Here is a 25,262-nt window from a genome sequence, read left to right on the forward strand (position 1 = left end):
GTGCAGCTCGAGTTGCGCGGTCAGCGCAGAGCGAGCTGCGCGGTCAGCGCGGAATCGAGCGGCGCGGGGGAGGCATCCGCCGTTTCCAGGTCGGCGATCGTGTCGGGGATCAGCGGCGAGGCCGTGGATGCCGACGGTGCCGGATGGCGGAGCGAGCGGGCCAGATCGGAGAATTCCGCCGCGACGTCGTGCGCGAGGGGGCGCTGCCCGGGTTCCCGCCGGGTCATCGCGCGGAGCAGGTCATCCCACCCCGAGAGAAGGTTCTCGGGGATGATCGGGTCGCGCCGCAGGCGCGCCATGGCGGACTCCGCCCGGTCTCCGGCGAACTCCTCGTGCCCGGTCAGGCAGCGCAACAGCACCAGACCGAGCGAGTAGACGTCGCTGGCACCGGTGAGCGGCCGACCCTGAACGTGCTCGGGGCTCATGTAGGCCGCACTGGCCACGATCGGGGCGCCTTCGGCGCGGCCGTGGCCATCCATCGCCTGCGCGATGCCGAAGTCGATCAGCCGAGCGCGACGGCCGAACCCGAGGGTCGGGCTGGGTTCGACGAGGATGTTGGCCGGCTTGACGTCGAGGTGCAGGATGCCCCGCAGGTGCAGGTAGCCGAGCGCATCAGCCACCTGGGCGGCGATCTCGGCGATGGCCCGCGGCTCAGGTCGACGCTCGTCGAGGATCTGCTGCAGCGAGGAGCCCTTCACGTACTCCATCACGATGTAGCGCCGGTCGCTGCCCTGGAGGGCGACCGTTCCGACGTCGATCACCTCGACGAACCCCGGGTGGTGCGCGTGGCTCGCGATGTCGATCTCGCGCTCGGCCCGGGCGCTCGCCTCGGCCGACGAGTCGGCGTTCATGATCTTGACGGCGACCGTGCGCCGCAGCACCGTGTCCCATGCGGTGACCACGGTTCCCATTCCCCCGCGTGCGATGACGGATCCCGGTGTGTAGCGGCCCGCAAGCATCGTGACTTCGCTGTCATCGCCACCTGACTCGCACATCTGCGGTCCTTCCCCGAGAAAGCGGCTTCCCCCGAAAATCACTGCTGCCGCTACATCCGTTCTAATCGGTGTGTACCCCGAAAGGGAACAGGGATCACCCTGAATCTCCGATGAACAATGGTCACGATCTGGCAACGGCGCCGCCCGGAGGCACGGCAGACCCGCCCGCTGCTCCGAAACCCGTGCCGAGAAGCGAGGACATCCCGAAAAGCGAGGCGTTCTTCGTCGGCGCGCCGCGTTTCACGCGTGCGAGGGCGGGGTGTCGCCGAAATCGCCTCGCTTTTCGGCCGGACTCTCGGCGGTATCCCTGGCGTCAGGCGATCCGGCGCGACACCAGCGGAAGGTCGCGCTGCAGGAAGCTCAGGATGCCGGCGGGCCGGGAGCCGGGCCGCGTTCCGGTGCGTGAGCTGGTCCGCGTCGCGTGACGCGGCTCGGACTGGACGTGCGCCCGGTGCAGCATGCCGGTGAGCTCGGCGGCCACGTCGTGCGCGGTGGGTCGCAGTTGAGGGTCGCGAGCCGTCATCGCGGCGAGCAGGTCTCGCCACTGCTGCGGGAGCCACGAGGGCACCGCCGGATCGCGGTGCAGTCGGGCGACGGCCGCCTCGACCTTGGTTCCGGTGTACTCCTCGACGCCGGTGATCGCGCGCAGCAGCACGAGCCCGAGCGAGTACATGTCGCTTCCGCCCGACAGTGGCTCATCGGCGACCTGCTCGGGGCTCATGTAGGCGGCACTCGCGAACAGCTCGCCGTTCGCCTCCCGCGACGAGGAGTCGCTCGGGCGTGCGATGCCGAAGTCGATCACCCGGGCGCGGCAGCTGAATCCCAGCGTGGGCACGGGTTCGATCAGGATGTTGCCGGGCTTCACATCCAGGTGCAGCAGGTCGCGGCCGTGCAGGTGCGCGAGCGCGTCGGCGACCTGGGCGCCGATCTCGGCGACCGTCTCGAGGTCGAGCGGTCCCTCGGCCAGTTCGGCGTGAAGGGACTCGCCGTCGACGTATCCCATCACGAGGTAGCGCGACGCGACATCGTTCCACACCGCATCGCCCGCGTCGAAGACCTCGACGAACCCCGGATGCCGGGCGTGGCTGGCGATGGCGATCTCCCGTTCGCTGCGCAACTGCTCATCGGCGGTCACACCCGCGGGAATGACCTTGACGGCCACGGCTCGAGCCAGGGTGGTGTCCCAGCCGTAGTAGACGCTTCCCATGCCGCCCCGGGCGATGATCGAACGGATCTCGTAGCGGCCCGCGAGCGTCACCGTCTCGACACCCTGAGGTTGCTGCGCCCCTGCCGACATCATCCCTGTCCCGCCTGTTGCTCACTGAGTTAGTCGAAACGACCATCGTCAGTTCTATAGCCCGGCTAAATGAGTCGGGAAATCCACAACGGCCCTTGACGAGGCATCCCCCGCCCGCTACACCATGGACGGCGGCGTGCCCGGCACGTCAGCTGACGTGCACCGTCGGGCGGCGCTTGAGGTTCTTCTCGGCCTCGCGCAGCACCTCGCGCGTCACGGGCGCGACCTCGCCGACGCCGGTGACGAGGTAGCGGAGGCCGTTGGAGAGAGGGTTGCCCTCCGTCCACTGGAAGTAGATGCCCGGCACGACGCGCGTGAGGTCGCGGATCTCGAGCAGCACGGCCGCGATGGTGTTCGGCACATTGCCGCTTCTCACGGTGAGGATGCGGTAGCCGTGCTCGACCACGCCGTGCACCACGAGGTCCTCCTCGAAGTCGGAGGAGTCGGAGGGGTGCACCTCGAGGAAGATCGTGCGCGACTGCCGAGGGATGTGCGCGAACTTGCGCTCGTCCTGGAACTTCTTCACGTACTCCTCGTCGGTGTCCGACGGGTCGGGCTCGTGGGCGATCAGCAGCAACTGCCCGGTGCCGGCGTCGTCGCGGAGGAACTCGAGGGCCTTGTCGTCGAAGGTGACCGACGTGGCGCGCAACTGGAACGAGCGCCCGACCCGCGAGACCACGGAGATGACGATGATTCCGAGGATGAACAGGCTCGCGATCCGCAGCCCGTCTGGCCGTTCGATCACGTTCACCACGGTCGTATAGAGGAAGACGGCCGAGACCACCGAGAAGGCGATGGTGGCGCCCTGGCGCCGGCGGCGACGCGCCGAGAGCGTCACGGCGACCGATGCCGAGGTGATGAGCACGAGCACGCCCGTCGCATACGCCCCGCCCTGGGCGTCGACGTCGGCCTGGAAGATGATGGTGATGAGGAACGCGATCAACGTGAAGACGAGCACGAGAGGCCGAACGGCACGGGTCCACTGCGGAGCCATGCCGTAGCGCGGCAGGTAGCGCGGAACCAGGTTCAGCAGGCCGGCCATGGCCGAGGCCCCCGCGAACCACAGGATGCAGATGGTGCTGATGTCGTAGACCGTGCCGAAGGCGTTGCCCAGGTACTCGTGCGCGAGATAGGCCAGCGCACGGCCGTTCGCCGATCCGCCCGACTGGAACTCCTTCTGGGGAATGAGGAGGGTGGTCGCGAAGCTCGACGTGATGAGGAAGGCGCTCATGATGAGCGCTGCCGTCGTGAGCAGGCGGCCCGTGCCCCGGATGCGACCGGCTGGATTCTGCGGCGTGTCCGTCTTGTCGCCGCGAATCTGCGGCATCACGGCGACGCCGGTCTCGAAGCCCGACAGGCCGAGGGCGAGCTTGGGGAAGACGACCAGCGCGATGCCCACCACGAGAAGGGGGTCGCCGTGCTGGGTGTTGAGCGCGCTCCACCAGTCGGTGATGACCACGGGGTGCTCCGCGACGTGCAGGAGCGCGGTGAGCACGACGACCACGTTCAATGCGAGGTAGACCCCGACGAGCACGACGGCGATGCCGATCGCCTCGCGGAATCCGCCGAGGAAGACCGCACCGAGCAGGGCCAGCAGGAACAGGGTGATGCCCACCTGGTTGCCCTCGAACCACGCGGGAGCGAACGGGTTCTCGATGGCGTGGGCACTGGCATCCGCGGCCGAGAGTGTGATGGTGATGATGAAGTCCGTGGCGGCGAAGCCGAGCAGCACCAGCACGAAGAGCTTGCCGGCCCACCACGGCAGCAGTCGCTCGAGCATGGCGATCGATCCCGACCCGCTGAAGCTCTCGCGGGCCACGCGCCGGTAAACCGGCAGTGCCCCCAGCAGTGTCAGGGCGACGAGCACGATCGTGGCGAACGGCGAGATGAGGCCGGCGGCGAGTGCGGCGATGGCCGGCTGGTAGCCGAGAGTGGAGAAGTAGTCGACGCCGGTCAGGCACATGACCTGCCACCAGGTGTGCGTGCGTTCAGCGTTCTCGGCGTGTGGCCCCTGATGGCTGCCGCGCTCGTCGACCAGTCCGGTCAGCAGCCAGGACCGCAGGCGGCCCCGCGGTTTCGAGTCGGTCGCGGTCGGTCGACCCGTCGCTTCGATGGACAATCCCGGCCCTTCGCCTCGCACTGCTCTCGTGGCAATGCTAGCCGGGACCAGGCTCCCGGGCGCCGACCCGCGTGCCCGGCCGGACCTGCCGCCTACGGCCGCTCGACCGCTCGGTTGCCCGCCCTGCGCGCGAGCCCGGCGAGCCCCGCCACGAGCAGCACCGCCCCAAGACCCGCGAGGAGGGTGAGCGCGATGGTCGACGGCGACGTGGTCTGCCACCACGCGGCAGCCGCATCCCGTCGATCCGCATCGGTGAGGGTCACGAGCAGTGCCGTCGCAACCGTGGCGAAGGCGATGCCCCAGATGATCGCCGCCCATCGCACGCGCGGGTGGGGCGCAGCATCCGGAACGCTCGATGGGCTCGCCGTCGGCTCCTGCGGCGCCACAGGCGTGAGTTCTTCGCTCAGGCCGTCGAACGTCGGCATCTTGGCGGTCGTCTCGTCGTTCATCGGTTCTCCTCGATGCTCTGGATCGTGATGGTGGATGCGCCGCCGCGCAGCGAGACGCGAGCATCTGCCGGGCGGCCGTCGGGGCCGACGGTGTCGTTCCACGAGGTTCTGCCGCGGTCGGCGGCCAGCTGCACGACCTGCGTGCGGCGAACCAGGTCGCCGCTCACGCTCTCGACCCGGATGCTGCAGTTGCCGCAGCGGACATCGAACCGGAGCGCCACGTCGGCGTCCACACGGACGACGACCTCGCCCCCGCCTTGGGTGATGGCGAGGTGGGGGGTGCCGGATGCCCTCAGCAGCGCCGCATCGGCCTGCACGTCGATCGTGCCCGCCGGCTGCACGACCGATCGGGTGACCACGTCGGTGGAGAACTCCGCGCCGACAATCTGGGAGCGGGGCGCAGTGGCGGAGACCAGTGAGAACAGCAGGAGAGCGACCGTGAAGAAGGCGAGCCAGCCGCTGCGGCGGCGGGCGATGCCCGCGCCGACCATTGCGAGGGCCGTGGCGATCGTCGCTGCGCTCAGGCCGATGCTCGTCGCATAGGCGCTCGTGCCGGCCGAGGAGAGCGCGGCGATTGCCGCGATGGCTCCGGCCAGCAGGGCGCATCCGAGGGCCGCGATGAAGTACGCGAAGCTGATGCGGGGCCGGGTCTGGCGGCGCAGGCGACGTGCCTGTTCGGCCTGTGCCTGGAACTGCGCGGCGCGTGCCTTGTTCTCGGCGGCGAGCTGCGCGCGAGCCGCCCGACTGGCTTCGGCCTGCGAGCGGCGCCAGGCATCGTTCTCCGCCCGCCAGGTCTCGTGCTGCAGCTTCCACGCGGCATAGTCGTCGGACCCCCTGGGCGCGCCGGACGGCGGGGTCGGTGGCGTCGGCGGCAGCGGCGTGGTCGGACCGGTGAGGGTTCCGGCGGTCAGGGTGTCGGTTCCCGCTGCGGCGGATGCGGTCGGCGTCGTTCCTCCCGCGGCTGCGGTGGCTGCCGTTCCGGTCGCGGCCTCGGCCTCGTACTGGGCGAACGCATCCTGCGGCGACGTTGATCCATAGCCGGCGGTCGGCGTCTCGCGGGAGCGGTGGACGAGCCAGATGACGAGGGCTACCGCACCGCCGATGAGGGTGATCGTCCAGAGGCCGGAGATGATTCCTCCGACCCAGGGGGCGTGGGGGAGGAACCCGCCCGACGTCACGGAATCGAACGCGCTGCTGAAGAAGGTGCGGCCGCCCCAGTTGCCCGGAAAGAGGCCGACGAGCAGGAAGATGGCGATGCCGACGATGGCCGAGTCGAAGACGCCGCGCAGCAGCTCTTCGAGATGGATGCGGCCGCTCGTGTCGGGCAGCAGCAGCCAGGCGATGCCGTAGAGGATGAACGCCGGTGCTCCGAAGAGTGCGAACACGATGAGCACGCCGCGAACGATGAGCGGGTCGATGCCGAGCCGTGCGGCGATGCCCGCCGAGACACCGCCGATCCAGCCGGGCTGGCGCGGCAGTCCGAGAGAGCGCAGCCAACCGTAGAACCGTGCCCCGTTCCCGGAACCGGCGGCGGCGGGCCGAGCGTAGGCCGCCCACGGCCCCCCGCTGCCGGCGCCGCCGCTGCCGGCGCCGCCGCTGCCTGAGCCTGTGTTCCCTGAGCCTGTCGAAGGGTCGCTGTCCGCCTCGGGACCGGATCCGTCGTCCCCTGAGCCCGTCGAAGGGCCGCTCCCCGCCTCGGGGCCGGACCCGCCGTTCCCTGAGCCTGTCGAAGGGTCGCTCCCCGCCTCGGGACGGGATCCGTCGTTCCCTGAGCCCGTCGAAGGGCCGTTCCCCGCCTCGGGACCGGACCCGCGGTTCCCTGAGCCTGTCGAAGGGTCGCTCCCCGCCTCGGGACCGGACCCGCGGTTCCCTGAGCCAGTCGAACGGTCGCTCCCAGTCTCGGTAACCGACCCGCCGTTCCCTGAGCCTGTCGAAGGGCCCGCATCCGTCGCCGGATCGGTCTCGTCGCTCGGTGGTGTCGCATCTTTCGCCATGATTCGATGCTGCCGCCCGGCCGCCGCCGGCCGCTATCGGGAACCACCCTGATGCGACCCTGAATCTCGCGGCCGAACCCTCAGGGAGGCGGGGCGATCTGCTTGGATCAAGACATGTCCACCGTGCGCGCCCCGCTCCCGCTCCTGCGGGAACGCGATTGCCTCGTGGCCGGGGTCGCCGGCGGCCTCGCCCGGCATCTCGGGTGGCCCGTGCTGCTCGTGCGCGTGCTGTTCGTCGTGTCGGGGTTGCTGGGTGGCGTGGGCGTGCTGCTGTACGCCTGGTTCTGGGCGCTCGTGCCGTGGGAGGAGCCCGGGGTCGGCGCCCTCGCATCCGATGGCCGTCCGCTGCGGCGGGCGCCCGTCGCGGTCATCCTCACCGTGCTCGCCGTGGCGGCGGCGGTGCTGACGGTGGCCGCCGTCATGCTCGCGACACCCGCCGAATCGGCCGGGACACCGCCGTGGACCGCCTCCGCCTTCTTCGCCGTGGCGCTCGCCGTCGGAGCGGGCGCGTGGGTGGGCTTCATCGACAGGGATGACCCCGCGCGCGGCCAGCGCACCGTCGGCGTCGTGCGCGTCGTGCTCACCATCGCCCTCGTGGTCATGGCGGCCGCTCTCATCGTCGGTCCGGGGGCGGCCGGGTCGCCGGCGATCACCGTGATCAGCGTGCTCGTGGTCGTCGCCGGCGTCGCCCTCGTCTATGCCCCCTCGCTCGTCACGCTGTGGAACGACCTCACCCGCGAGCGCGTGCGCCGCATCCGCGACGAGCAGCGGTCCGAGATCGCGGCGCACCTGCACGACTCGGTTCTGCAGACTCTCGCGCTCATCCAGAATCGGGCGGGCGCCTCCAGCGAGGCCGGTCGGCTCGCGCGGGCTCAGGAGCGGGAGCTGCGCAGCTGGCTGTTCGCGGGCGACCTTCCGGCGGACAGCGACCTTGCGAGCGACCTGCGGGACTTCGCCGCCGCCCTGGAGCTGGACTATCCCGTACATATCGAGGTCGTCGCGGTCGGCACCTTCACCGAGCGTGCCAGCGGCGAGCTCGCGGCAGCGGCGCGCGAGGCCATGCTGAATGCCGCGCGGCACGCGGGCGGCGAGGTCTCGGTGTACATCGAGGGTGCGCGCTCCGGAGTCGACGTCTACGTGCGCGACCGTGGCCCCGGTTTCGATCCCGCAGCGGTTCCCTCAGACCGGCTTGGTGTGCGTGAGTCGATCATCGGCCGGATGCGGCGAGCCGGCGGAAGCGCGACCGCGCGTCGGGGAGCCGGCGGGGTGGGGACGGAAGTGCATCTCCGGATCGAGACGGGAGAGACGGCGCGTGGCTGAGAGGAACATCACCGTGGTCGTCGTGGATGACCACTCCATCTTCCGGTCGGGGCTGCGGGCCGACCTGGACCGCTCGATCCAGGTCGTCGGCGAAGCCGACGACGTGCCGTCGGCTGTCGCGATCATCGCCGAACGACAGCCGGAGGTCGTGCTGCTCGACGTGCACCTCCCGGGCGGGGATGCGCCGAACGGCTCGGGCGGCGCAGAGGTGATCCAGCGCACGAGTGCACTCGTGCCGGGAACGCGGTTCCTCGCGCTCAGCGTCTCCGACTCCGCGGAAGACGTGGTCGGCGTCATCCGGGCGGGCGCCCGCGGCTACATCACCAAGGGTTCGTCCGGTGCGGATGTCTCGCGCGCAGTGCACGCCGTAGCCGACGGCGACGCCGTGTTCTCGCCGAGGCTGGCCGGCTTCGTGCTGGACGCGTTCGGTGCGGCCGTCGGCGAGACGGCATCCACCGACGAGGAACTCGACCGGCTCTCGGCCCGGGAGCAGGAGGTGATGCGCCTCATCGCCCGCGGCTACGCCTACAAGGAGGTCGCGGCGACCCTCTACATCTCGGCGAAGACGGTGGAGAGCCACGTCTCGTCGGTGCTGCGCAAGCTGCAGCTCTCATCGCGGCACGAGCTCACGGCCTGGGCGACCGCGCGCAAGCTCCTTTGATCCCTCGCTCGACTTGCCACTTTTCGCGGCTTGAACGCGCCTGGAACCCGCAAGAAGTGGCAAGTCGGCGAGGTCGGCGAGGTCAGCGCGCGGCGAGGTAGCGCTTGATCTGCGCGATCAGCCTGCGCGGATCCTCGAGGTCGTCCGCGTTGACCTGGATCACTTTGTAGCCATGGGACTCGATCTCGGCGATCCGCGACATGTCCTTTCGCCACTGATCCGGATCCCTGTGGTAGTCGCCTTGATACTCCAGCACCAGCCTGTGGTCGGGGAAGAGCAGGTCGACCCGAGCGACGAATGCGCCTGTGGCGTTCCGGATCTCGGCATTCGCCACGACGGGGGGCAGGCCATGCGACACGACGATCACCCGGAGCAGGGACTCCCGAGGTGACTCCGCTCGATCGCTCAGCATTGGGAGCGCCTGGTCGAGGTTCGCCCGACCTCGGCGGCTCCCGAAGCGCTGCACGGCATCCGCGAGTCGGTCTCTGCTGCACAGCGGATGCTCACGCGCGATGATCCGATCACCAGCAGCGACCAGCCATTTCAGGCTGACCTGCGAGGCGAGGTCGCACCACGTGCGCTCCGGCGTCGTGATCGGAAGGCCGCCGACGAGTTGAAGCTGATCCGGCGGAACCGTGACCTGACGGCACCAGACGCCCTTCCGCCGCACGGCGCGCGTGGGGGGCTGCACGGCGAGCGTCAGTATCGCCGTCGCCTCCCTCTCGACCGGCAGGGGCAGCGGGATGCCATGGAGCACGGCGGCCGTGGGCCCCCAGACGAGGGTGTCTGCGGGCAGCATCCGCAGCACGAGGTGGCACGAAGCGATGAGATCCAGTTCGACCGCCGATGGCGTTCGTGCCCCGGTGAACGGCGACGCGAGGTCAGAGGCTCGCAGACGCGAGGGACTGACGCCGCTGGCTCGGGCAGCGGTCACGGTGAAGGGCACATCGACGAAGTGGTCGGGAAGCCGGCTCGTGCGAGGCATCCCGAAATGGTGCCACCTCGTGCGGGAAGGCGGATGCCGTTCTCCACACCTTCGCTCGACTTGCCACTTTTCGCGGCTTGAACGCGCCTTCGACCCGCGAAAAGTGGCAAGTCGGCGAGGTCAGAGGCCGGAGCGACGCACCCAGCGAAAGCGGAGGCGGCTGAGCACCAGTCCGACCACGAGCCACACGGCCAGCGCGACGGCCACTCCGCCGAGGTTCCACTCGCCGCCCACCTCGAGCGTCTCGAAGCTCTGCGGCAGGAAGACAGCCCGCATGCCCTGGGCGATCCACTTGAGAGGGAAGACGCTCGCGATGTTCTGCATCCATTCGGGCAGTTGGTAGAACTGCAGGTACACGCCCGAGATGAACTGCAGCACGAGCACGATGGGGATGACGACGGCGGTAGCGCTGCGCCCGGTGCGGGGTACCGATGAGAGCGCGATGCCGAGCAGCGCGCTCGTGATGATGCCGAAGACGAACACCCACGCGAACGTGGCCCAGCTCGCACCGTCGGTGGGCAACTCGATGCCGAACAGCAGCACGGCGGCCAGGAGCAGCAGCAGCGCCTGCAGCACTCCGGTGACGAAGACCTGGCCGATCTTGCCGATGAAGTAGCTGACCGGCGAGAGCGGCGTGCCGCCGAGGCGCTTGAGCGTGCCATCGCTCTTCTCACCGGCGATGTCGACGGCGAGGTTCTGCACCCCCGAGAGCAGGATGCCGGCCGCCAGCATTCCGGGAAGGTAATAGGCGCCCACCGAGACGCCCTCGGCGCCCGGGCTCGGAACGATATCGCCCGACGCGCTGAACGCGGCCGTGAAGATGCCGAGCATGACGAGGGGGAACAGGAAGGTGAAGAAGACGGTGTCCGCTGACCGGAAGTATCCGATGACCTCGTAGCGGATGCGTGCGACTCCTGCTCCGATGAGGCTCGGTCCACGGTCGGTCACCGCAGCGTGCGAGGTCACGACGCCGTCACCTCCTCTTCGATCGTGCTGCCGGCGACGAGGCGCAGGTAGATGTCTTCGAGGCTCGGCCGGATGACCTCGAGGTCGGGCGGCTCAGCCTGGAACCGGTTGGTCAGGGCGGCGACGAGGGCCGCCGGCTCGCTCGTTCGCTGTTCACGCAGGGCGCCTGCCTCACGCCAGCGCACGATGGGGACGCGCGCCTCGGCACCGCCGAGCTCGCCGATGGGTCCCATCTCGATCAGCCGCCCGGCGTTGATCACGCCGGCGCGATCACTGAGCTGAGCGGCCTCATCGAGGTAGTGGGTGGTGAGCAGGATGGTGGTCCCCTCGGCCTTGAGCCGTCGGATGAGCGTCCAGAACTCCCGCCGCGCCTCGGGATCGAACCCGGTCGTCGGCTCGTCGAGGAAGAGCAGCTCGGGTCGTCCGATGATGCCGAGGGCCACATCCAGCCGACGTCGCTGGCCGCCGGAGAGCCGGGAGATGCGGGTGCGCGCCTTGGACTCGAGCCCGACCGCCGAGATGACCTCGGCCACGTCGCGCGGCCGCGGATACAGTCCCGCGAAGTGCCGCAACTGCTCGGACACGGTCATCACGCCCGCTTCCTGCCCCGACTGCAACACGATTCCGAGCCGGGCCTTCCACGCCGTGCCGCCGCTTGCCGGATCGATGCCGAGCACGCGTGCGTCGCCGGCGGTGCGGTCACGGTATCCCTCGAGAATCTCGATCGTCGTCGACTTCCCCGCACCGTTGGGACCGAGTAGGGCGAACGTCTCACCGCGCAGGATCTCGAAACTCACTCCGTCGACGGCGGTGAGCGCACCGTACGACTTACGGAGGTTCTGCACGCTCACGGCGGCCTCGCTGACGCTCATTCACACAGAGTGTCAGGGTTGGGCCGCCAGCGGCAGAGGCGATCGCGAATCGACGGCGGGCGCTCAGCAACCGGATTCGCAACGAGGTCGCCGCGGCGAGCCGTCACGGCGACCGCAGTGCCGCGATGCGGCGCTCGAGGTACCGTCGCTCGGGACCCTCTGGCGAGAGCGCGATCGCACGCCGGTACGCCTCGAGCGCCGCATCCGTCTGACCAGCTCGACGATGAAAGTCGGCCTGTGCGGCAGGCAAGAGGTAGTACCCGTCGAGCACACCGGATGCCGCGGCGCTCTCGAGCGCGCGCAGTCCGGCCTCGGGCCCATCGGCCATACCGCGCGCGATCGCCGCATTGAGCGCGACGACGGGACTCGGATCGACCCTGCTCAGAACCACGTACAGGTCGGCCAGTCGCACGTAGTCGGTGCCCTCTGCCGAGGGGGCCACCGCGTGCACGGCGGCGATGCTCGCCATGAGTTGGTAACGGCCGTGGGAGTCCAGCGCGACCGCCCGGTCGAGCGCGGTGAGGCCGCGGCGGATCAACGTCGAATCCCAGAGCGATCGATCCTGCTGCTCGAGAGTGAGGAGTTCTCCGCTCGCGTCACGGCGAGCGGCGCGGCGGCTGTGCTGCAGCTGAAGCAGTGCGAGCAAACCGAACACCGCGCCCTCCCGAGGCATGAGCACCGCGAGCAACTCGCACAGCCGAATCGCCTCATCGGCGAGGGCGGTGTCGTGCGCGGCGTCATCCGTCAGGGTGTAACCCGCGTTGAAGACGAGGTAGATGACCGTGAGCACCGCGTCGAGCCGCTCCTCGAGCTGGTCGGGTGGTGGTACGCGGTAGGGGATGCCGGCCTCGGCGATCTTGCGCTTGGCCCGGACCAGGCGCTGTCCCATGGTGGACTCTGGCACGAGGAAGGCACGGGCGATCTGCGGGGTCGAGAGGCCCGCCACGGTGCGCAGCGTCAGGGCGACCCGGGCATCGAGGCTCAGCGCGGGATGGGCGCAGGTGAAGATCAGCCGCAGCCGGTCGTCGTCGAAGTCCTCGTCGGCGCTCTCGCCCAACTCGCGCATCACGCCGACCTCCTTGAGCTTCTCGCGCTCGTTCATGCTGCGACGGATGCGATCGATGGCCGCATTGCGGGCGACCGTCATGAGCCACGCCCCCGGCTTCATGGGCATGCCTTCCTTCGGCCAGCGTTCCAGTGCGACTGCGAACGCCTCGGCCGCGCTGTCTTCGGCGAGCGACCAGTCGCCCGTGATGCGGATGAGCGCGGCGACGATGCGCGACCACTGTTCCCCGTGATGGTGCGCAATCGTCGCCGCGACATCCGCCGCGACATCCGCCGCGACATCCGGCCGGACGTCGGCCGGGCTCACGCCGTCTCCGATCGGGCGGCGCACGCGAGACGGCTCATTCGGCCGCGGGCAGGTCGAGCGGCCACAGCGGCCGGATCTCGATCTGCCCGAACCGCGCCATCGGATGCCGCGACGCCATCGCGATGGCCGCGTCGAGGTCCGGCGCCTCGACCAGGTCGTACCCGGCGATCCATTCCTTGCCCTCCGCGAAGGGTCCGTCGGTCACGAGCACCTGTCCGTCGCGCTTCTTGACCGTCGTGGCGTCGTCGGGCGGGCGCAGCCGATCGCCGGCGATCCCGGCGCCGCTCCTGCGCATCTCGGCGACCCATTCGGCGATGTCGTCTTCATCGGCGCGATACGGTTCCGCATCCGTCGCCGTCGAGATGAAGAAGAGGTACCGCATCGCCGTCACCCCTCGAACGGCCAGAACGCGCGCACCTCGATGCGCCCCGCACGGGCCATCGGATGCCGCGAGGCGACCTCGATCGCCTGCTCGAGGCTGTCGCACTCGAGGATGTCGTATCCGGCGATCCACTCCTTCGCCTCGGTGAACGGACCGTCGGTCACGAGCAGCTCTCCCCGGCGTACCCGAACGGTCTTCCCCTCCTCGGCGGGCCGCAGGCGCTCACCGCGAATGCGGATTCCCTTGGCGTCGAGCTCGTCGACCCACGCTTGCACGTCGGGTTCAGGGGTGTCGCTGTCGTCGGGCTCGGTATCCGTTGCCACGAACATCATGTATTGCATCGCGCCGTCCTTTCGTTTGTCACGCTATGTGAAGACGACGAACGGCGGTATCGCCATTTCGACAGTCGACCGGAATTCTTTTCCGGTGCACGTCGCATGGACCGGCACGCTGGCGCCAGTGTGGGTCGGCCCGGCCTCGGGGGAATCAGCCCTGCACGACGAGCATCACGCCGAGTGCGACCATCACGACGGCGATGGCGGCGTCGAGGATGCGCCACGACCGTGGTGAGCGCAGCCACCGCCCGAGATGGCGAGCGCCGAAGCCGAGCGCCGTGAACCAGGCGACGCTGCCGATGGCCGCACCCAGACCGAAGACCCAGCGGTCGTCACCGTGCGTGTTGGCGACCGAGCCGAGAAGGAAGACGGTGTCGAGGTAGACGTGCGGGTTCAGCCAGGTGAGGGCCAGGCAGGTCAGCATGACGGTGATGAGCGAGGAGCGCGCCGCGGGTGTTGTGCGCGTGAGCACCGGGCCGGGTTGCCGGGCAGCATCCGATTCCGCGGCCTCCGGCGCCGCAGCACCGGCCGGGAAGGTGTCGACACCGGCGCCGGCGACACCGTCGTCGCCTTCGCGGGGGCCGAGGGTGTCATCGTCGGTGAGGGCGGCGGACTGCGCCGTGGGCCGCAGCGCGCGCCGGGCGGCGAGCAGCCCGTAGAACACGAGGAAGGCCGCCCCGACCCATCGAACGGCGCTCAGGAGCCACGGCAGGTGCTGCAGCGCAGCTCCGATGCCGCTGATTCCCACCGCGATGAGCACCGCATCCGAGAGCGCGCAGATCACGACTACGGCGAGCACGTGCTCGCGTCGGATGCCCTGGCGCAGCACGAACAGGTTCTGGCCGCCGATGGCGATGATCAACGAGAGCCCGAGACCGAGGCCGGCGAGAAGGGTGGGGAGCATGATTCGACGCTAAGCGCCGTGACATCTGTAGTCCAGTTCAGGATTCTGTTACAGCGTTAGTGTTGCTTACGTGACAGTCCCCCTCGACCTTGCGCGCACGCTCGTTGCCGTCATTGACGCCGGCACCCTCGATGCCGCAGCCCAGCGCCTGCGCATCACGCCCTCGGCCGTCAGTCAGCGGCTGAAGGCGCTCGAGCAGCAGCTCGGGCAGGTCGTGCTCGTGCGGTCCAAGCCTGTGCAGCTGACGGATGCCGGTGCCGCCGTCGTGCGGCTCGCCCGGCAGGTGGCGCTGCTCGAGCACGACGCGCTGGGCAGCCTCGGACTGTCGGATGAGGGCGTGGCCACGATTCCCCTGGCGGTCAACGCCGACAGCCTCGGCACCTGGATTCTGCCGGCCCTCGCCCGCGTCGCAGCCCGGCATCCGGTCGCCTTCGACCTGCGGCGGGAAGACCAGGACTACACCGCCCAGCTGCTGGAGCGCGGGGAGGTGATGGCCGCCGTGACCTCGCGCGAGCAGCCGGTCAGCGGATGCACGTCGACCTTCCTCGGCGCCATGCGGTACCGGCCCGTGGCGACGCCCGACTTCGTCGAGCACTGGCTGGCGCACGGGCCGACGGCGGCGGCGCTCGCCGGCGCGCCGGTCGTGTTCTTCGACCGTCGCGACGACCTGCAGGCCCAGGCCCTGCGCGCGATGGGGGTGGGCGATGCCGTCCCGCCGACGCACTACGTGCCGGCGTCGAACGACTTCGCGCGCGCCGTGACGCTCGGTCTGGGCTGGGGGATGCTGCCCGATGCCCAGTGCGAACGAGAACTCGCCGACGGGCGACTCGTGGAGTTCGTTTCGGGGCGCGCGGTGCACGTTCCGCTCTACTGGCAGCAGTGGAACCTGCGGTCCGAGCTGCTCAGCGCCGTGGCCGACGAGCTCGCCGCGGAGGCCCGCCTCGCGCTCGTCCGCTGAATAACCTCGGCCGATTTGCCACTTCTTGCGGGTTCGGGCGCGCTCGAACCCACAAAAGGTGGCACCTCGATCCGAGGCAGGTGGGCGGCAGCTAGGCGAAGAGGCGCTGCAGGCGTTGCACGCCCTCGAGCAGCGGCTCATCGCCGAGCGCGTAGCTCAACCGGAGGAAGCCACTCGGGCCGAACGCCTCGCCGGGAACGACGGCGACTTCCGCCTTCTCGAGGATGAGGTCGGCGAGTTCGAGCGACGTCGTGGGCGTCACGCCGTGCCACGTACGCCCGAGCAGGCCCGTCACATCCGGGTACACGTAGAAGGCGCCCTGCGGATCGGGGGTCACGACCCCGTCGATCTTGTTGAGCTCGGCGACGATGGTGCGGCGGCGCCGATCGAAGGCCTGCCGCATCTCTTCGACGCTCTCCTGCGGACCGGTGAGCGCCTCGAGCGCGGCGCGCTGCGAGATGTTCGACACGTTCGACGTCAGGTGGGACTGCAGGTTGGCCGCGCCCGCCACCGCATCCGCCGGGCCGACGAGCCAGCCGAGGCGCCAGCCCGTCATGGCGTAGGTCTTGGCAACACCGTTCACGAGGATGGTGCGGTCGGCCAGTTCCGGCACGGCCTCGACGATCGAGAGCGCCTTCACCGGGGTCGCGGATGCGTCGGAGCCCGAGGCGGCGTAGGTGAGGTTCTGGTAGATCTCGTCGCTGATCACCCACAGGTCGTTCGCGAGCGCCCATTCGCCGATCGCCCGCGTCTGCTCGGGGGAGTAGACGGCACCGGTCGGATTGGAGGGGGAGACGAACAGCAGCGCCTTGGTGCGCTCGGTGCGCGCCGCCTCGAGCTGCTCGACGGTCACGAGGTAGCCCTGGTCGCTGCCCGCGAACACGTCGACCTGGGCGCCGCCGGCGAGCTTGATCGCCTCGGGATAGGTCGTCCAGTACGGCGTCGGAACGAGCACCTCGTCGCCCGGATCGATGATCGTCTGGAAGGCCTCATAGACGGCCTGCTTGCCGCCGTTCGTGACGACGACCTGTGAGGGAGCCACCTGCAGGCCCGAGTCGCGCAGCGTCTTCGCGGCGATCGCCTCGCGCAGCTCGGGAAGGCCCGCGGCGGGCGTGTAGCGGAAGTTCTTCGGGTCATCGAGGGCGCGCCGTGCGGCATCCACGATGTGCGGCGGCGTCGGGAAGTCGGGCTCGCCGGCCGCGTAGGAGATGACCGGCCGACCGGCAGCCTGGAGCGCCTTCGCCTTGGCGTCGACCTTCAGCGTCGCGGACTCGGCGATGGCGGAGATACGTGCGGAAATACGGGGAAGTTCGGCCACGCCCCCAGCTTATCGAGAGCGCGCGCTCGCGACGGATTCGCGGCGCAACGTGACCACCCACACCCCAGTAGGGGTGTGACTTGCCTGCGTGCACTGGTGTCCGAACACAGCGGATTCATAGGATTCGGACACATCCGGCCGGCCGCTTTCCGCGGTCGGCCCGCCAACGAGGGGAAGACATGCACATTCGGTTCAGCGCACGCCGCATCGGAGCCGCGAGCGCCGCACTGCTTCTGGCCGGAGGCATCAGCCTGGCCGGCGCGCTTCCGGCTTCAGCAGACGAGCAGGACACCACGGGAATTCAGCTCGTGACCTCGATCGCCGACCACGAGGACTCTGATACGTACAACTCCTGGCACGAGGGCTACAACTCCGCTGCCGGCGATCCCGTGAACTGGACCCTCCTCAACCGAGGAATCGAGATCAAGGGCAAGAGCCAGCTGATCACCGGCCTCGGCGATGCCTCCCTTTCGACGGATGCGCTCGTCGACACCATCGAAGGCGAGGACGGCATCGCTTGGGGTGCGGACAGTCCGATCAACTTCCAGCTCGTGTTCGGCGCGCTCGACTCTTCAGGGAACGTCGTGGGCGGCAAGTTCACGACTCTCTATCCCGACGACAACACCGCGGGCTACGTCGACCTCGACCAGGTCTGGCACTCGACCTATCCCGTGGTCGGATCGGACGTGATCAGCGCGCCGCACGCGGCGGCGACCCTGGCCGACATCTTGGGCGCCTTGGGAGACAACGGCTACAGCCTCATCGGCTATGGCGTTCAGTCGAACGACGACGGATGGTCGACGCTCTGGGGCATCGATTTCGGTGGAGCCATCACCCTCTTCGCTCAGCCCGCTCTTTCGGTGCCGTCGGGTCTTGCAGACTCGGACGCCGTCGCAGCCGCGATCGCTCACGGCGACCTCGAGCATCACTCTGCTCACGAGGTCGGCCTGCCGGACAGCATCGACCCGACCAAGCCCTTCACCGCGACGATCGACACGGACGGCGACCAGTCGATCTCCGATCTCACCGTGTACGACGTCTGGGCGTTCTCTACTCCGACGCTCATCGGGAGTTTCGTGACGGACCGCGATGGCGTCCTCACGATTCACCTCACCACCGCTCAGCTCTCGCAGTTGGGTGCCGGTGATCACACGCTCCTGCTGTGGTCGCGAGACGCCAACCAGTTCGTTGCCATCAGCTTCGCCATCGCGGCAAGGACAAATCAGGTCACGGGAGTGGCTGCCGTCACGACGACGGCCGCCCGTGCCGCACTGGCCGAGACGGGATTCGACGCCGGCCTGCCCCTGGCTCTCGCCGGCGGACTGTTCGCCCTCGGCATCGGCGCGTTCGCCGTGAAGCGTCGGGTGACGCCCGCGGGTCGCTAGTTCGCTTACCGCTTCGGACCGCGCCCCACCTTCGGGGGCGCGGTCCGTTTTCGTCGAGACGGCATGGCCGTATCGGCGTGACGCGCTGTTACTGTGCAGCACGTGAAGACGCATCTCGGACGGCCGATCGTCGCCGGGATCGCGATCGTGGTGCTGCTCGTGCTCGGCGCCGGCATCGCCAGCGGCGTCGGCGACGCGCTGGGCATCCGCAGCGAGGCTGCCGACGTGCCCTCAGAGCGGCCGCACGCCGCTGAGCCCTCAGCGGGCGTGCAGCCGCCGACCGTCACGGTGACGGATGCTCCGGCGACCGACCGGATGAACCTCGCCCTGGGCGAGCTGCAGCACGCCATCGGCGAGGCGCCGGCCACGACGGGCGCCGCGACGCTGTCCGTCGCCGTGACCGGCGGCGAGGGCGGCGCCGAGTCCTATCGGCTCGAGGGCACCGCATCCGCGCTCCGCGTCGTCGCGCCCACCGAGGCCGGGGCGGTGCGCGGCGTGTACGACCTCGCTTCCGCCGTGCGCGACCACCGCCCGATCGATGCCGGCCTCGGACTGCAGGTCGACTCCGCGCTTGGATTCCGCATGGTCGACATGGGGTCGGTCGGCGTGCAACCCGATGCCGAGCAGTGGTTGCCCGGCGACGACTACTCGCACGCCTCGAAGGCCTTCAGCGACGTCATCCTGCCGTCGGCTCCGTACATCGATGAGAAGGCGCTCACCCTCGCCCGGGCCGACTTCGAGGACTACGTCGACCGGATGCTCGCTGAGGGCTACAACGCCATCGCCGTACCGGGCTTCATCGAATACCTGACCTTCAGCGATGTCGGCGACGGCCATGACGTCTATGCCGCGGGAGACGAGCACATCGCGCGGGCGCGAGCGATGCAGCGTGCCTTCGGACCGCTGTGGAAGTACGCCCACGACCTCGGGATGAAGGTGTACTTCCGCACCGACATGCTCTCGCTCAGCACCCCGCTCGAGCACTACCTCACCGACAGGTTCGGCGGCCTGGACACCGCATCCGCCGAGTTCTGGAGCGTCTATTCCGCCGGCCTCGACGAGCTCTACCGCGCCCTTCCTTTCCTCGATGGGGTGCTCATCCGCATCGGGGAAGCCGGCCGGGTCTACGACGTTCCCGGCTGGGATTACTATTCGGCGCTGGATGTCACGAGCGTCGATGCCGTTCGGGCGATGCTGACGGCGTTCACGGCACAGGCGGAGCGTTCCGATCACGAGGTGATCTTCCGCAGTTGGAGCGTGGGCGTGGGTGCGGTGGGCGACATGCACACGAATCCCGATTCCTACCATGCCGTGCTCGACGGCATCGACTCCGACAAGCTCATCGTCTCGACCAAGTACACGCTCGGCGACTTCTACTCGCACCTGCCGCTCAACACGACACTCGAGACCGGCGAGCAGCGTCGCATCATCGAGTTCCAGAGCCGTCGCGAGTTCGAGGCCTTCGGGTCGCTGCCGAACGACCTCGGCGACCTCTACCAGCAGGCCCTTCGCGCGTTCATCGCCGCCAATCCGCACGTGGAGGGCATCTGGACCTGGACCCAGGACGGCGGCCCGTGGCGGGCGGGACCGATGACGCTCGAACGCAAGAGCGGGTTCTGGCAGCTCTACGACCTCAACACCGAGCTGGCGGTGCGGCTGGCCAGGAATCCGGATGCCGATCCTGGCGCGATCACGCAGGACTGGGCGCGGCGGTGGTTCTCCGACGACCCGGCGACGCTCGCGTCCATCGCATCCGTCATGGCCGCCTCCCGCGACGTGATCGGGACGGGGCTCTACATCGGCCCGTTCGCGGAACGCAAGGTCTACGCGATCGGCCTCGAGCCGCCGCCCATGATGTGGATCTTCGAGTGGGACATCCTGACGGGCGACAGCGCTGTGCTCGATGTCATCTACTCCATCAGCAGGCAGCAGGTGGATGCGGCGATCGCGCAGGGGGAACGCGCGGTCGAGACCGCGAAGCAGCTGCGCGCCACGCTCGCGAACACGGCTCCCGAGAACTGGCGCGACTCTGGGATGCGCCGGCAGTTCCTCGACACCCTCGATTACCAGGTCGACCTGTTGCACCTGCTCTCGACCTACCGCACCATGGTGCTCAGTCAGGCGCAGTGGCACGACACCCTCTCGGATGCCGCGCACGAACGGTGGAAGGGCGCCGTCGTTCGTTTCCAGCAGGCGGCGGATGCGCACCTCGCCCGCTACGAGGGCGACGTCTACCATCCCGCCTACAACCTCACGGCTGCCGAGCTGGGCGTCGACCGGGCCGTGCGCGACGAGCCGATGGCCTGGCTCGCACGCGTGGCGCTGCTGCTCGCGGTCGGCTGGCTGGCGCTGGGATTCGCCGCACGGTGGCCTCGGGTGGGGGAGTGGCCAGGAGCGCGAGCCGCGCGCGCGTCGTGGGTCGCCGCGACCCGCCCCTGGCAGGCAGCGGATGCGGTGCGCGGGCTGAACGGCGGCGAGCGTGGGCTCGTGGTCGGTGTTCCGGCCGTTCTCCTCGTCGCGAGCCGCGGCATCTTCACGTGGTTCGAGGCGCCGGCTCACCTGGTGCTCGTGCTGTCGGCGTGGGCCCTCTTCGTCGCCGTCCTGCTCCTGGCGGCCCGCCGCTCCACCGCGGTGTGGGCCGTCCTGGCGAGCGTCGGCGGCGCTGCGGGAATGCGTTGCGTGCTGTTGCTGGCGGCCATCGCCGTGACCGGGCCCGGCGGGTACTGGTTCGCGTTCTGGACCGACCCGTTGCGTCGGTCGGCCTACATCGTGCTCGCCTTCGCCCTGTTCGGGTGGGTGCTCGTGGCGGGGGCATGGGCGCTCGCCGGAGCGCTCGGCAGGCGCCGGGCGGCCGGCGTTGTCGTGCTCGCGGCGGGTGCCGTGCTGGCGCTCGGGGGCGGCTTCGTCGCGACGGTCGGCCTCGAGCAGGCCCTCACCGTGTGGAACGACCAGATGGGACTGCTGCCGTGGGGCCTGTCCCGCATCCTGGGGCTGACCGTGTACCTGGACATCCCCGCGCAGAGCGCTCTCGCGGTCGCCGTCGTGGGCGTCGTGCTCGGGCTGGTCGGCGGCGTGCTCTGGGCTCTCCCGCGCCGCGCGCCGGGCACCGCGGCGGCCTGAGCGGGCGCCTCAGACCCGCTCTTCGTCCTCCTGGCTCGAGAGCGGTGCCGCGATGTCTTCGAGCGAGCGGTTCTCGGCGTCGACGCCCAGGAAGATCTCCACGATTCCGGCCGCGATCATGAGGCCGGCGCCGATGTAGTACCCGACCGCGACGGCGGGGATGCCGTCGGTGATCAGCTGGCCGAACAGCAGCGGTCCGATGATGCCTCCCAGACCCGTGCCGACCGCGTAGAAGAAGGCGATCGACATGGCGCGGGTCTCCAGCGGGAAGATCTCGCTGACGGTGAGGTATGCGCTCGAGGCGCCCGCCGAGGCGAAGAAGAACACGATGACCCAGCACACCGTGAGCCAGAAGCCGTCGAGGATGCCGGCGCCGAACAGCATGCCGGTGCCCACGAGCAGAATTCCGGAGAGGATGTACGAGCTGGAGATCATGATGCGGCGCCCGACGCTGTCGTAGAACCGACCGAGCAGGGCCGGGCCGAGGAAGTTGCCGATGGCGATCGGAACGAGCGACCACGGTGCGACGTCGTCGGGCACGTCGAGCAGCTTCGTCAGTACGAGCGCGTAGGTGAAGAACACGGCGTTGTAGAGGAACGCCTGCCCGATGAAGAGCGAGAGCCCGAGAACGAAGCGCTTGGGGTAGCGCGTGATGGCCGTCTTGGCGATCTCGATGAAGCCGGTGCTCTCCCGCTGGCGGATGCGGATGGCCCGGTCATCATCCACGGTCTCGAGCCGGGTGTCGGTCTCCTTCTCGATCTCCTCCTCGATGGTGCCGACGAGCTTCTCGGCATCGTCATCGCGCCCGTGGATGAACATCCAGCGCGGCGACTCGGGCACATTGCGGCGCACGAGCAGGATCACGAGGCCGAGCACCGCTCCCAGCCCGAAGGCGAGGCGCCAGCCGAAGTCGGGAGCGAAGATGTCGGTGTTCAGCAGGAAGACCGTGAGCACCGCACCGAATGCCGTGCCGAGCCAGTACGAGCCGTTGATGGCCAGGTCGACCACGCCTCGGCGTCTGGCGGGGATGAGCTCGTCGATCGCGGAGTTGATGGCGGCGTACTCGCCGCCGATGCCGGCGCCCGTGAAGAACCGGCACGCGAAGAAGAACAGCGGATTGAAGGAGAACGCCGTCGCCACGGTCGCGAGCAGGTAGACGCCCAGCGTGATGAGGAAGAGCTTCTTACGTCCGAACCGGTCGGTGAGGTAACCGAAGAACAGCGCGCCGCAGCACGCGCCGGCCACGTAGATCGCGGCGGCCTGACCGACCTGCGCCGTGCTCAGGCCGAGACCGCTGCTCGGCTCGGTGAGGCGACTGCCGATGGCGCCGACGATGGTGACCTCGAGTCCGTCGAGAATCCACACCGTGCCGAGACCCATCACGATCAGCCAGTGCCAGCGCGACCACGGCAACCGGTCCATGCGTGCCGGAATGGTCGTGGAGATGGTCTTCAACTCGTGCGTCGTCGCCACGGTCGTCCTTTCCCTCATCGCAAACGCGCCGCATCCGCCCCGATGCAGACCGGCCGATGGTGAAGTTACCCCTGCCCCAGCGAGCACAGGGAGGGATTGACAGCGCCGCCATGTTCGTGGGTGACGTTCGGCGGTGCCGGCAGCCCTCCCGCTGCCCTCGCCGGTTTTACGTAGCCTCCGGCGTCACGTACACTTGCTGAGGTTGCCTGATTCAGCCAAGCTTTTCCGCGCCTATTTACGGTGCGGGCAGGCGCGGCTCAGGCGTCCCGGCATCGGCAACGGATGCCGTAGGGCGGTGGCTCAATTGGTAGAGCAGCGGTCTCCAAAACCGCAGGTTGCAGGTTCGAGTCCTGTCCGCCCTGCACGTCGGCGCTGCGTGCTCCGACCCCACGAAAGGTATACGAGGTGGCCCGGAAAGTTATCGACGAGCCCAGCGAGGATGTCGTCGCGAACGCGAGGAAGGATCGCGAGACCAAGCGTGGACCGTTCGCGCGGTTCTCGCTCTTCATCCGCCAGGTCATCGGCGAACTGAAGAAGGTCGTCACCCCGACGCGTAAGGAACTGCTCAGCTACACGGGTGTCGTGCTGGTCTTCGTGATCATCATGATGGCTCTCGTGAGCGGGCTCGACTGGGTGTTCGCACTCGTCGTCGCATGGGTCTTCGGCACACCACAGGGCTGAGACCGACGCGGCAGGCATCCGATCGGATGCCCAACGAAGCAAAGGATTGAGAGCAATTGGCTAAGACTGAGCACGACGATGTCGACTGGGCGACCGCGGCGGAGCAGTCCTCCGAGGACGACGAGACCCAGGAGGGCAACACCCTCGCCCACGACGAGGCCGAGGTCGTGGCCGCCGAGCACAACGCCATCCACGTCGTGGATGACGAGGACACCGAGGTCGACCTCGACGCCGTGCTCGACGCGATCGCGGATGCGAACGACCCCGAGGCCGACGCCGTCGTGGACGACGCCCTCGAGATCGACTCGCTCGACGAGGCCGAGGCCGCCTTCGAGGCGACCGAGGATGCCGCAGAGGAGTTCGCTGCCGAGGATGCGGCCGAAGCCGACGACGAAACCGAGCTCGAAGAGGCCGGCCCCGCCGACCCCTACGACGCCTTCCGCCAGGAACTGCGCTTCCTGCCCGGCAAGTGGTACGTCATCCACTCCTACGCCGGCTTCGAGCGCCGCGTGAAGCAGAACATCGAGAACCGCCGCACCTCCATGGCCATGGAGGACTACATCTACCAGGTAGAGGTTCCGATGGAAGACGTCGTCGAGATCAAGAACGGCCAGCGCAAGATGGTCACCCGTGTGCGCATCCCCGGATACGTTCTCGTGCGCATGGACCTCAACGAGGACAGCTGGTCGGTCGTTCGCCACACGCCGGGCGTCACCGGCTTCGTCGGCAACTCGCACAACCCGACGCCGCTGCGCTTCGAGGAGGCCTTCGGCATGCTGAAGAGCCTCGTGCAGATCACCGAGGCCCCTGCGGCCAAGGGTTCGTCGGGCCGCGGCGGAGCAACGGCTCAGCGCGTCATCCCCGCCGAGGTCGACTTCGAGATCGGCGAGACGATCACCATCAAGGAGGGCTCGTTCGCGGGCCTGCCCGGTTCGATCAGCGAGATCAAGCCCGAGAGCGGAAAGCTCACCGTGCTCGTCTCCCTGTTCGAGCGCGAGACGCCGGTCGAGCTCAGCTTCGACCAGGTCACCAAGCTCTAAGACATTTCGCAGCGCGAGTTCGATACCGTCTAAGGTCGCCTTCGCGCAGACAGATCACCGCCGCCCAGATCGGGCGCGCGGGAGAGTGCTCCGGCCCTGACACGCTCAGCCCGGATGCTCGAACAAGAAAGAGAGAAAACAATGGCACCGAAGAAGAAGGTCACAGGTCTGATCAAGCTTCAGATCAAGGCCGGCGCAGCCAACCCCGCACCGCCCATCGGCCCGGCCCTGGGTCAGCACGGCGTGAACATCATGGAGTTCTGCAAGGCGTACAACGCCGCCACCGAGGCGCAGCGCGGAAACGTCATCCCGGTCGAGATCACCGTGTACGAGGACCGCTCGTTCACCTTCATCCTGAAGACCCCGCCCGCCGCCGAACTCATCAAGAAGGCCGCCGGCGTCGCCAAGGGCTCCGGCACCCCGCACACCTCGAAGGTGGGCAAGCTCACCTCCGCCCAGGTGCGTGAGATCGCCGAGTCGAAGATGGTCGACCTCAACGCGAACGACATCGACGCAGCGTCGAAGATCATCGCCGGCACCGCCCGCTCGATGGGCATCACGGTCGAGTAGAGCGCCTGCCGTCACTGACGGCACCCTCGAAACGGATGCGTCGCATCCGTTCACACCCCAGACATT

General features: G+C 68.9%; 22 protein-coding genes and 1 tRNA gene. 9 read left to right on the forward strand and 14 right to left on the reverse strand.

Annotated elements, in window-relative coordinates:
* Positions 1 to 20: 20 nt before the first annotated feature.
* The 5 genes from WDJ51_RS12255 to WDJ51_RS12275 form a co-directional block, all read right to left on the reverse strand.
* Entirely contained in the window at positions 21 to 995 is a 975-nt protein-coding gene (locus WDJ51_RS12255) for a serine/threonine-protein kinase (protein WP_337852733.1), read from the reverse strand.
* 313 nt (positions 996 to 1,308) lie between these two features.
* The gene (locus WDJ51_RS12260; protein WP_337852734.1) at positions 1,309 to 2,295 is read right to left on the reverse strand and encodes a serine/threonine-protein kinase; all 987 of its coding nucleotides are present in this window, start codon (positions 2,293 to 2,295) and stop codon (positions 1,309 to 1,311) included.
* 145 nt (positions 2,296 to 2,440) lie between these two features.
* Positions 2,441 to 4,405 (reverse strand): amino acid transporter, encoded by a 1,965-nt coding sequence (locus WDJ51_RS12265; RefSeq protein ID WP_443218495.1) that lies wholly within the window; start codon positions 4,403 to 4,405, stop codon positions 2,441 to 2,443.
* 98 nt (positions 4,406 to 4,503) lie between these two features.
* Entirely contained in the window at positions 4,504 to 4,860 is a 357-nt protein-coding gene (locus tag WDJ51_RS12270; protein ID WP_337852735.1) for a hypothetical protein, read from the reverse strand.
* Entirely contained in the window at positions 4,857 to 6,854 is a 1,998-nt protein-coding gene (locus WDJ51_RS12275; protein ID WP_337852736.1) for a PspC domain-containing protein, read from the reverse strand. Before WDJ51_RS12275 ends, WDJ51_RS12270 begins: the two co-directional genes overlap by 4 nt.
* A gap of 114 nt (positions 6,855 to 6,968) precedes the next feature.
* Between WDJ51_RS12275 and WDJ51_RS12280 the strand changes: the two genes are divergently transcribed.
* Positions 6,969 to 8,174 (forward strand): sensor histidine kinase, encoded by a 1,206-nt coding sequence (locus WDJ51_RS12280; RefSeq protein WP_337852737.1) that lies wholly within the window; start codon positions 6,969 to 6,971, stop codon positions 8,172 to 8,174.
* Complete coding sequence (locus WDJ51_RS12285; RefSeq protein ID WP_337852738.1) at positions 8,167 to 8,835, forward strand: response regulator transcription factor; 669 nt, start codon at positions 8,167 to 8,169, stop codon at positions 8,833 to 8,835. Before WDJ51_RS12280 ends, WDJ51_RS12285 begins: the two co-directional genes overlap by 8 nt.
* Positions 8,836 to 8,917: 82 nt before the next feature.
* Here WDJ51_RS12285 and WDJ51_RS12290 read toward each other — a convergent pair whose 3' ends face one another.
* The 7 genes from WDJ51_RS12290 to WDJ51_RS12320 all read right to left on the reverse strand — a co-directional run bounded on the left by WDJ51_RS12290 (position 8,918) and on the right by WDJ51_RS12320 (position 14,651).
* Positions 8,918 to 9,820: an endonuclease domain-containing protein gene (locus WDJ51_RS12290; protein ID WP_337852739.1), complete on the reverse strand. Its 903-nt coding sequence runs from the start codon at positions 9,818 to 9,820 to the stop codon at positions 8,918 to 8,920.
* 120 nt (positions 9,821 to 9,940) lie between these two features.
* Positions 9,941 to 10,786, reverse strand: a complete 846-nt coding sequence (locus tag WDJ51_RS12295; protein ID WP_337852740.1) for an ABC transporter permease — start codon at positions 10,784 to 10,786, stop codon at positions 9,941 to 9,943.
* Positions 10,783 to 11,658: an ABC transporter ATP-binding protein gene (locus tag WDJ51_RS12300; RefSeq protein WP_337852741.1), complete on the reverse strand. Its 876-nt coding sequence runs from the start codon at positions 11,656 to 11,658 to the stop codon at positions 10,783 to 10,785. Before WDJ51_RS12300 ends, WDJ51_RS12295 begins: the two co-directional genes overlap by 4 nt.
* Before the next feature lie 103 nt (positions 11,659 to 11,761).
* On the reverse strand, positions 11,762 to 13,054 hold the full coding sequence (locus WDJ51_RS12305) for an RNA polymerase sigma factor (RefSeq protein WP_337852742.1): 1,293 nt from the start codon (positions 13,052 to 13,054) through the stop codon (positions 11,762 to 11,764).
* 10 nt (positions 13,055 to 13,064) lie between these two features.
* Positions 13,065 to 13,412, reverse strand: coding sequence for a YciI family protein (locus tag WDJ51_RS12310; protein ID WP_337852743.1), 348 nt, complete (start codon positions 13,410 to 13,412; stop codon positions 13,065 to 13,067).
* A gap of 5 nt (positions 13,413 to 13,417) precedes the next feature.
* A complete protein-coding gene (locus WDJ51_RS12315; protein ID WP_337852744.1) occupies positions 13,418 to 13,753 on the reverse strand; it encodes a YciI family protein in 336 nt (111 codons plus the stop codon).
* Positions 13,754 to 13,898: 145 nt separating this feature from the next.
* Positions 13,899 to 14,651: a LysE/ArgO family amino acid transporter gene (locus WDJ51_RS12320; RefSeq protein WP_337852745.1), complete on the reverse strand. Its 753-nt coding sequence runs from the start codon at positions 14,649 to 14,651 to the stop codon at positions 13,899 to 13,901.
* Between the two features lie 70 nt (positions 14,652 to 14,721).
* On the opposite strand from WDJ51_RS12320, the gene WDJ51_RS12325 reads away from it, so the two are divergent.
* Positions 14,722 to 15,609 carry a LysR family transcriptional regulator ArgP gene (locus tag WDJ51_RS12325; protein WP_337852746.1) on the forward strand — a complete coding sequence of 296 codons (888 nt, stop codon included), beginning with the start codon at positions 14,722 to 14,724 and terminating at the stop codon, positions 15,607 to 15,609.
* Between the two features lie 91 nt (positions 15,610 to 15,700).
* On the opposite strand, the gene WDJ51_RS12330 is transcribed toward WDJ51_RS12325, so the two are convergent.
* Positions 15,701 to 16,927, reverse strand: coding sequence for a pyridoxal phosphate-dependent aminotransferase (locus WDJ51_RS12330; RefSeq protein WP_337852747.1), 1,227 nt, complete (start codon positions 16,925 to 16,927; stop codon positions 15,701 to 15,703).
* 179 nt (positions 16,928 to 17,106) lie between these two features.
* Here WDJ51_RS12330 and WDJ51_RS12335 point away from each other — a divergent pair, with 179 nt between their 5' ends.
* Both WDJ51_RS12335 and WDJ51_RS12340 read left to right on the forward strand, forming a co-directional pair.
* Entirely contained in the window at positions 17,107 to 18,312 is a 1,206-nt protein-coding gene (locus WDJ51_RS12335) for a hypothetical protein (protein ID WP_337852748.1), read from the forward strand.
* Between the two features lie 102 nt (positions 18,313 to 18,414).
* A complete protein-coding gene (locus WDJ51_RS12340; protein ID WP_337852749.1) occupies positions 18,415 to 21,432 on the forward strand; it encodes a hypothetical protein in 3,018 nt (1,005 codons plus the stop codon).
* A gap of 9 nt (positions 21,433 to 21,441) precedes the next feature.
* Here the strand turns inward: WDJ51_RS12340 and WDJ51_RS12345 are convergent, their stop codons facing one another.
* Positions 21,442 to 22,905, reverse strand: coding sequence for an MFS transporter (locus tag WDJ51_RS12345; RefSeq protein ID WP_337852750.1), 1,464 nt, complete (start codon positions 22,903 to 22,905; stop codon positions 21,442 to 21,444).
* A gap of 289 nt (positions 22,906 to 23,194) precedes the next feature.
* On the opposite strand from WDJ51_RS12345, the gene WDJ51_RS12350 reads away from it, so the two are divergent.
* The 4 genes from WDJ51_RS12350 to rplK all read left to right on the forward strand — a co-directional run bounded on the left by WDJ51_RS12350 (position 23,195) and on the right by rplK (position 25,196).
* A tRNA-Trp gene (locus WDJ51_RS12350) sits at positions 23,195 to 23,267 on the forward strand.
* Between the two features lie 43 nt (positions 23,268 to 23,310).
* Positions 23,311 to 23,586 (forward strand): preprotein translocase subunit SecE, encoded by a 276-nt coding sequence (gene secE, locus WDJ51_RS12355; RefSeq protein ID WP_337852751.1) that lies wholly within the window; start codon positions 23,311 to 23,313, stop codon positions 23,584 to 23,586.
* A gap of 56 nt (positions 23,587 to 23,642) precedes the next feature.
* Positions 23,643 to 24,626: a transcription termination/antitermination protein NusG gene (nusG, locus tag WDJ51_RS12360; RefSeq protein ID WP_337852752.1), complete on the forward strand. Its 984-nt coding sequence runs from the start codon at positions 23,643 to 23,645 to the stop codon at positions 24,624 to 24,626.
* Positions 24,627 to 24,767: 141 nt separating this feature from the next.
* Complete coding sequence (gene rplK / locus WDJ51_RS12365; RefSeq protein WP_337852753.1) at positions 24,768 to 25,196, forward strand: 50S ribosomal protein L11; 429 nt, start codon at positions 24,768 to 24,770, stop codon at positions 25,194 to 25,196.
* Positions 25,197 to 25,262: the final 66 nt, after the last annotated feature.

Origin of the sequence: Rathayibacter sp. YIM 133350, from assembly GCF_037404875.1 — a bacterium.
GTDB lineage: Bacteria > Actinomycetota > Actinomycetes > Actinomycetales > Microbacteriaceae > Orlajensenia.

Excerpts from the sequence above, each read along its gene's own strand:
- WDJ51_RS12315 (WP_337852744.1), bottom strand. The coding sequence starts at position 13,753 with ATGCAATACATGATGTTCGTGGCAACGGATACCGAGCCCGACGACAGC.
- WDJ51_RS12290 (WP_337852739.1), bottom strand. The coding sequence starts at position 9,820 with ATGCCTCGCACGAGCCGGCTTCCCGACCACTTCGTCGATGTGCCCTTC.
- WDJ51_RS12335 (WP_337852748.1), top strand. The coding sequence starts at position 17,107 with ATGCACATTCGGTTCAGCGCACGCCGCATCGGAGCCGCGAGCGCCGCA.
- rplK (WP_337852753.1), top strand. The coding sequence starts at position 24,768 with ATGGCACCGAAGAAGAAGGTCACAGGTCTGATCAAGCTTCAGATCAAG.
- WDJ51_RS12300 (WP_337852741.1), bottom strand. The coding sequence starts at position 11,658 with ATGAGCGTCAGCGAGGCCGCCGTGAGCGTGCAGAACCTCCGTAAGTCG.
- WDJ51_RS12255 (WP_337852733.1), bottom strand. The coding sequence starts at position 995 with ATGTGCGAGTCAGGTGGCGATGACAGCGAAGTCACGATGCTTGCGGGC.
- WDJ51_RS12270 (WP_337852735.1), bottom strand. The coding sequence starts at position 4,860 with ATGAACGACGAGACGACCGCCAAGATGCCGACGTTCGACGGCCTGAGC.
- WDJ51_RS12310 (WP_337852743.1), bottom strand. The coding sequence starts at position 13,412 with ATGCGGTACCTCTTCTTCATCTCGACGGCGACGGATGCGGAACCGTAT.
- WDJ51_RS12260 (WP_337852734.1), bottom strand. The coding sequence starts at position 2,295 with ATGATGTCGGCAGGGGCGCAGCAACCTCAGGGTGTCGAGACGGTGACG.
- WDJ51_RS12275 (WP_337852736.1), bottom strand. The coding sequence starts at position 6,854 with ATGGCGAAAGATGCGACACCACCGAGCGACGAGACCGATCCGGCGACG.
- WDJ51_RS12320 (WP_337852745.1), bottom strand. The coding sequence starts at position 14,651 with ATGCTCCCCACCCTTCTCGCCGGCCTCGGTCTCGGGCTCTCGTTGATC.
- WDJ51_RS12280 (WP_337852737.1), top strand. The coding sequence starts at position 6,969 with ATGTCCACCGTGCGCGCCCCGCTCCCGCTCCTGCGGGAACGCGATTGC.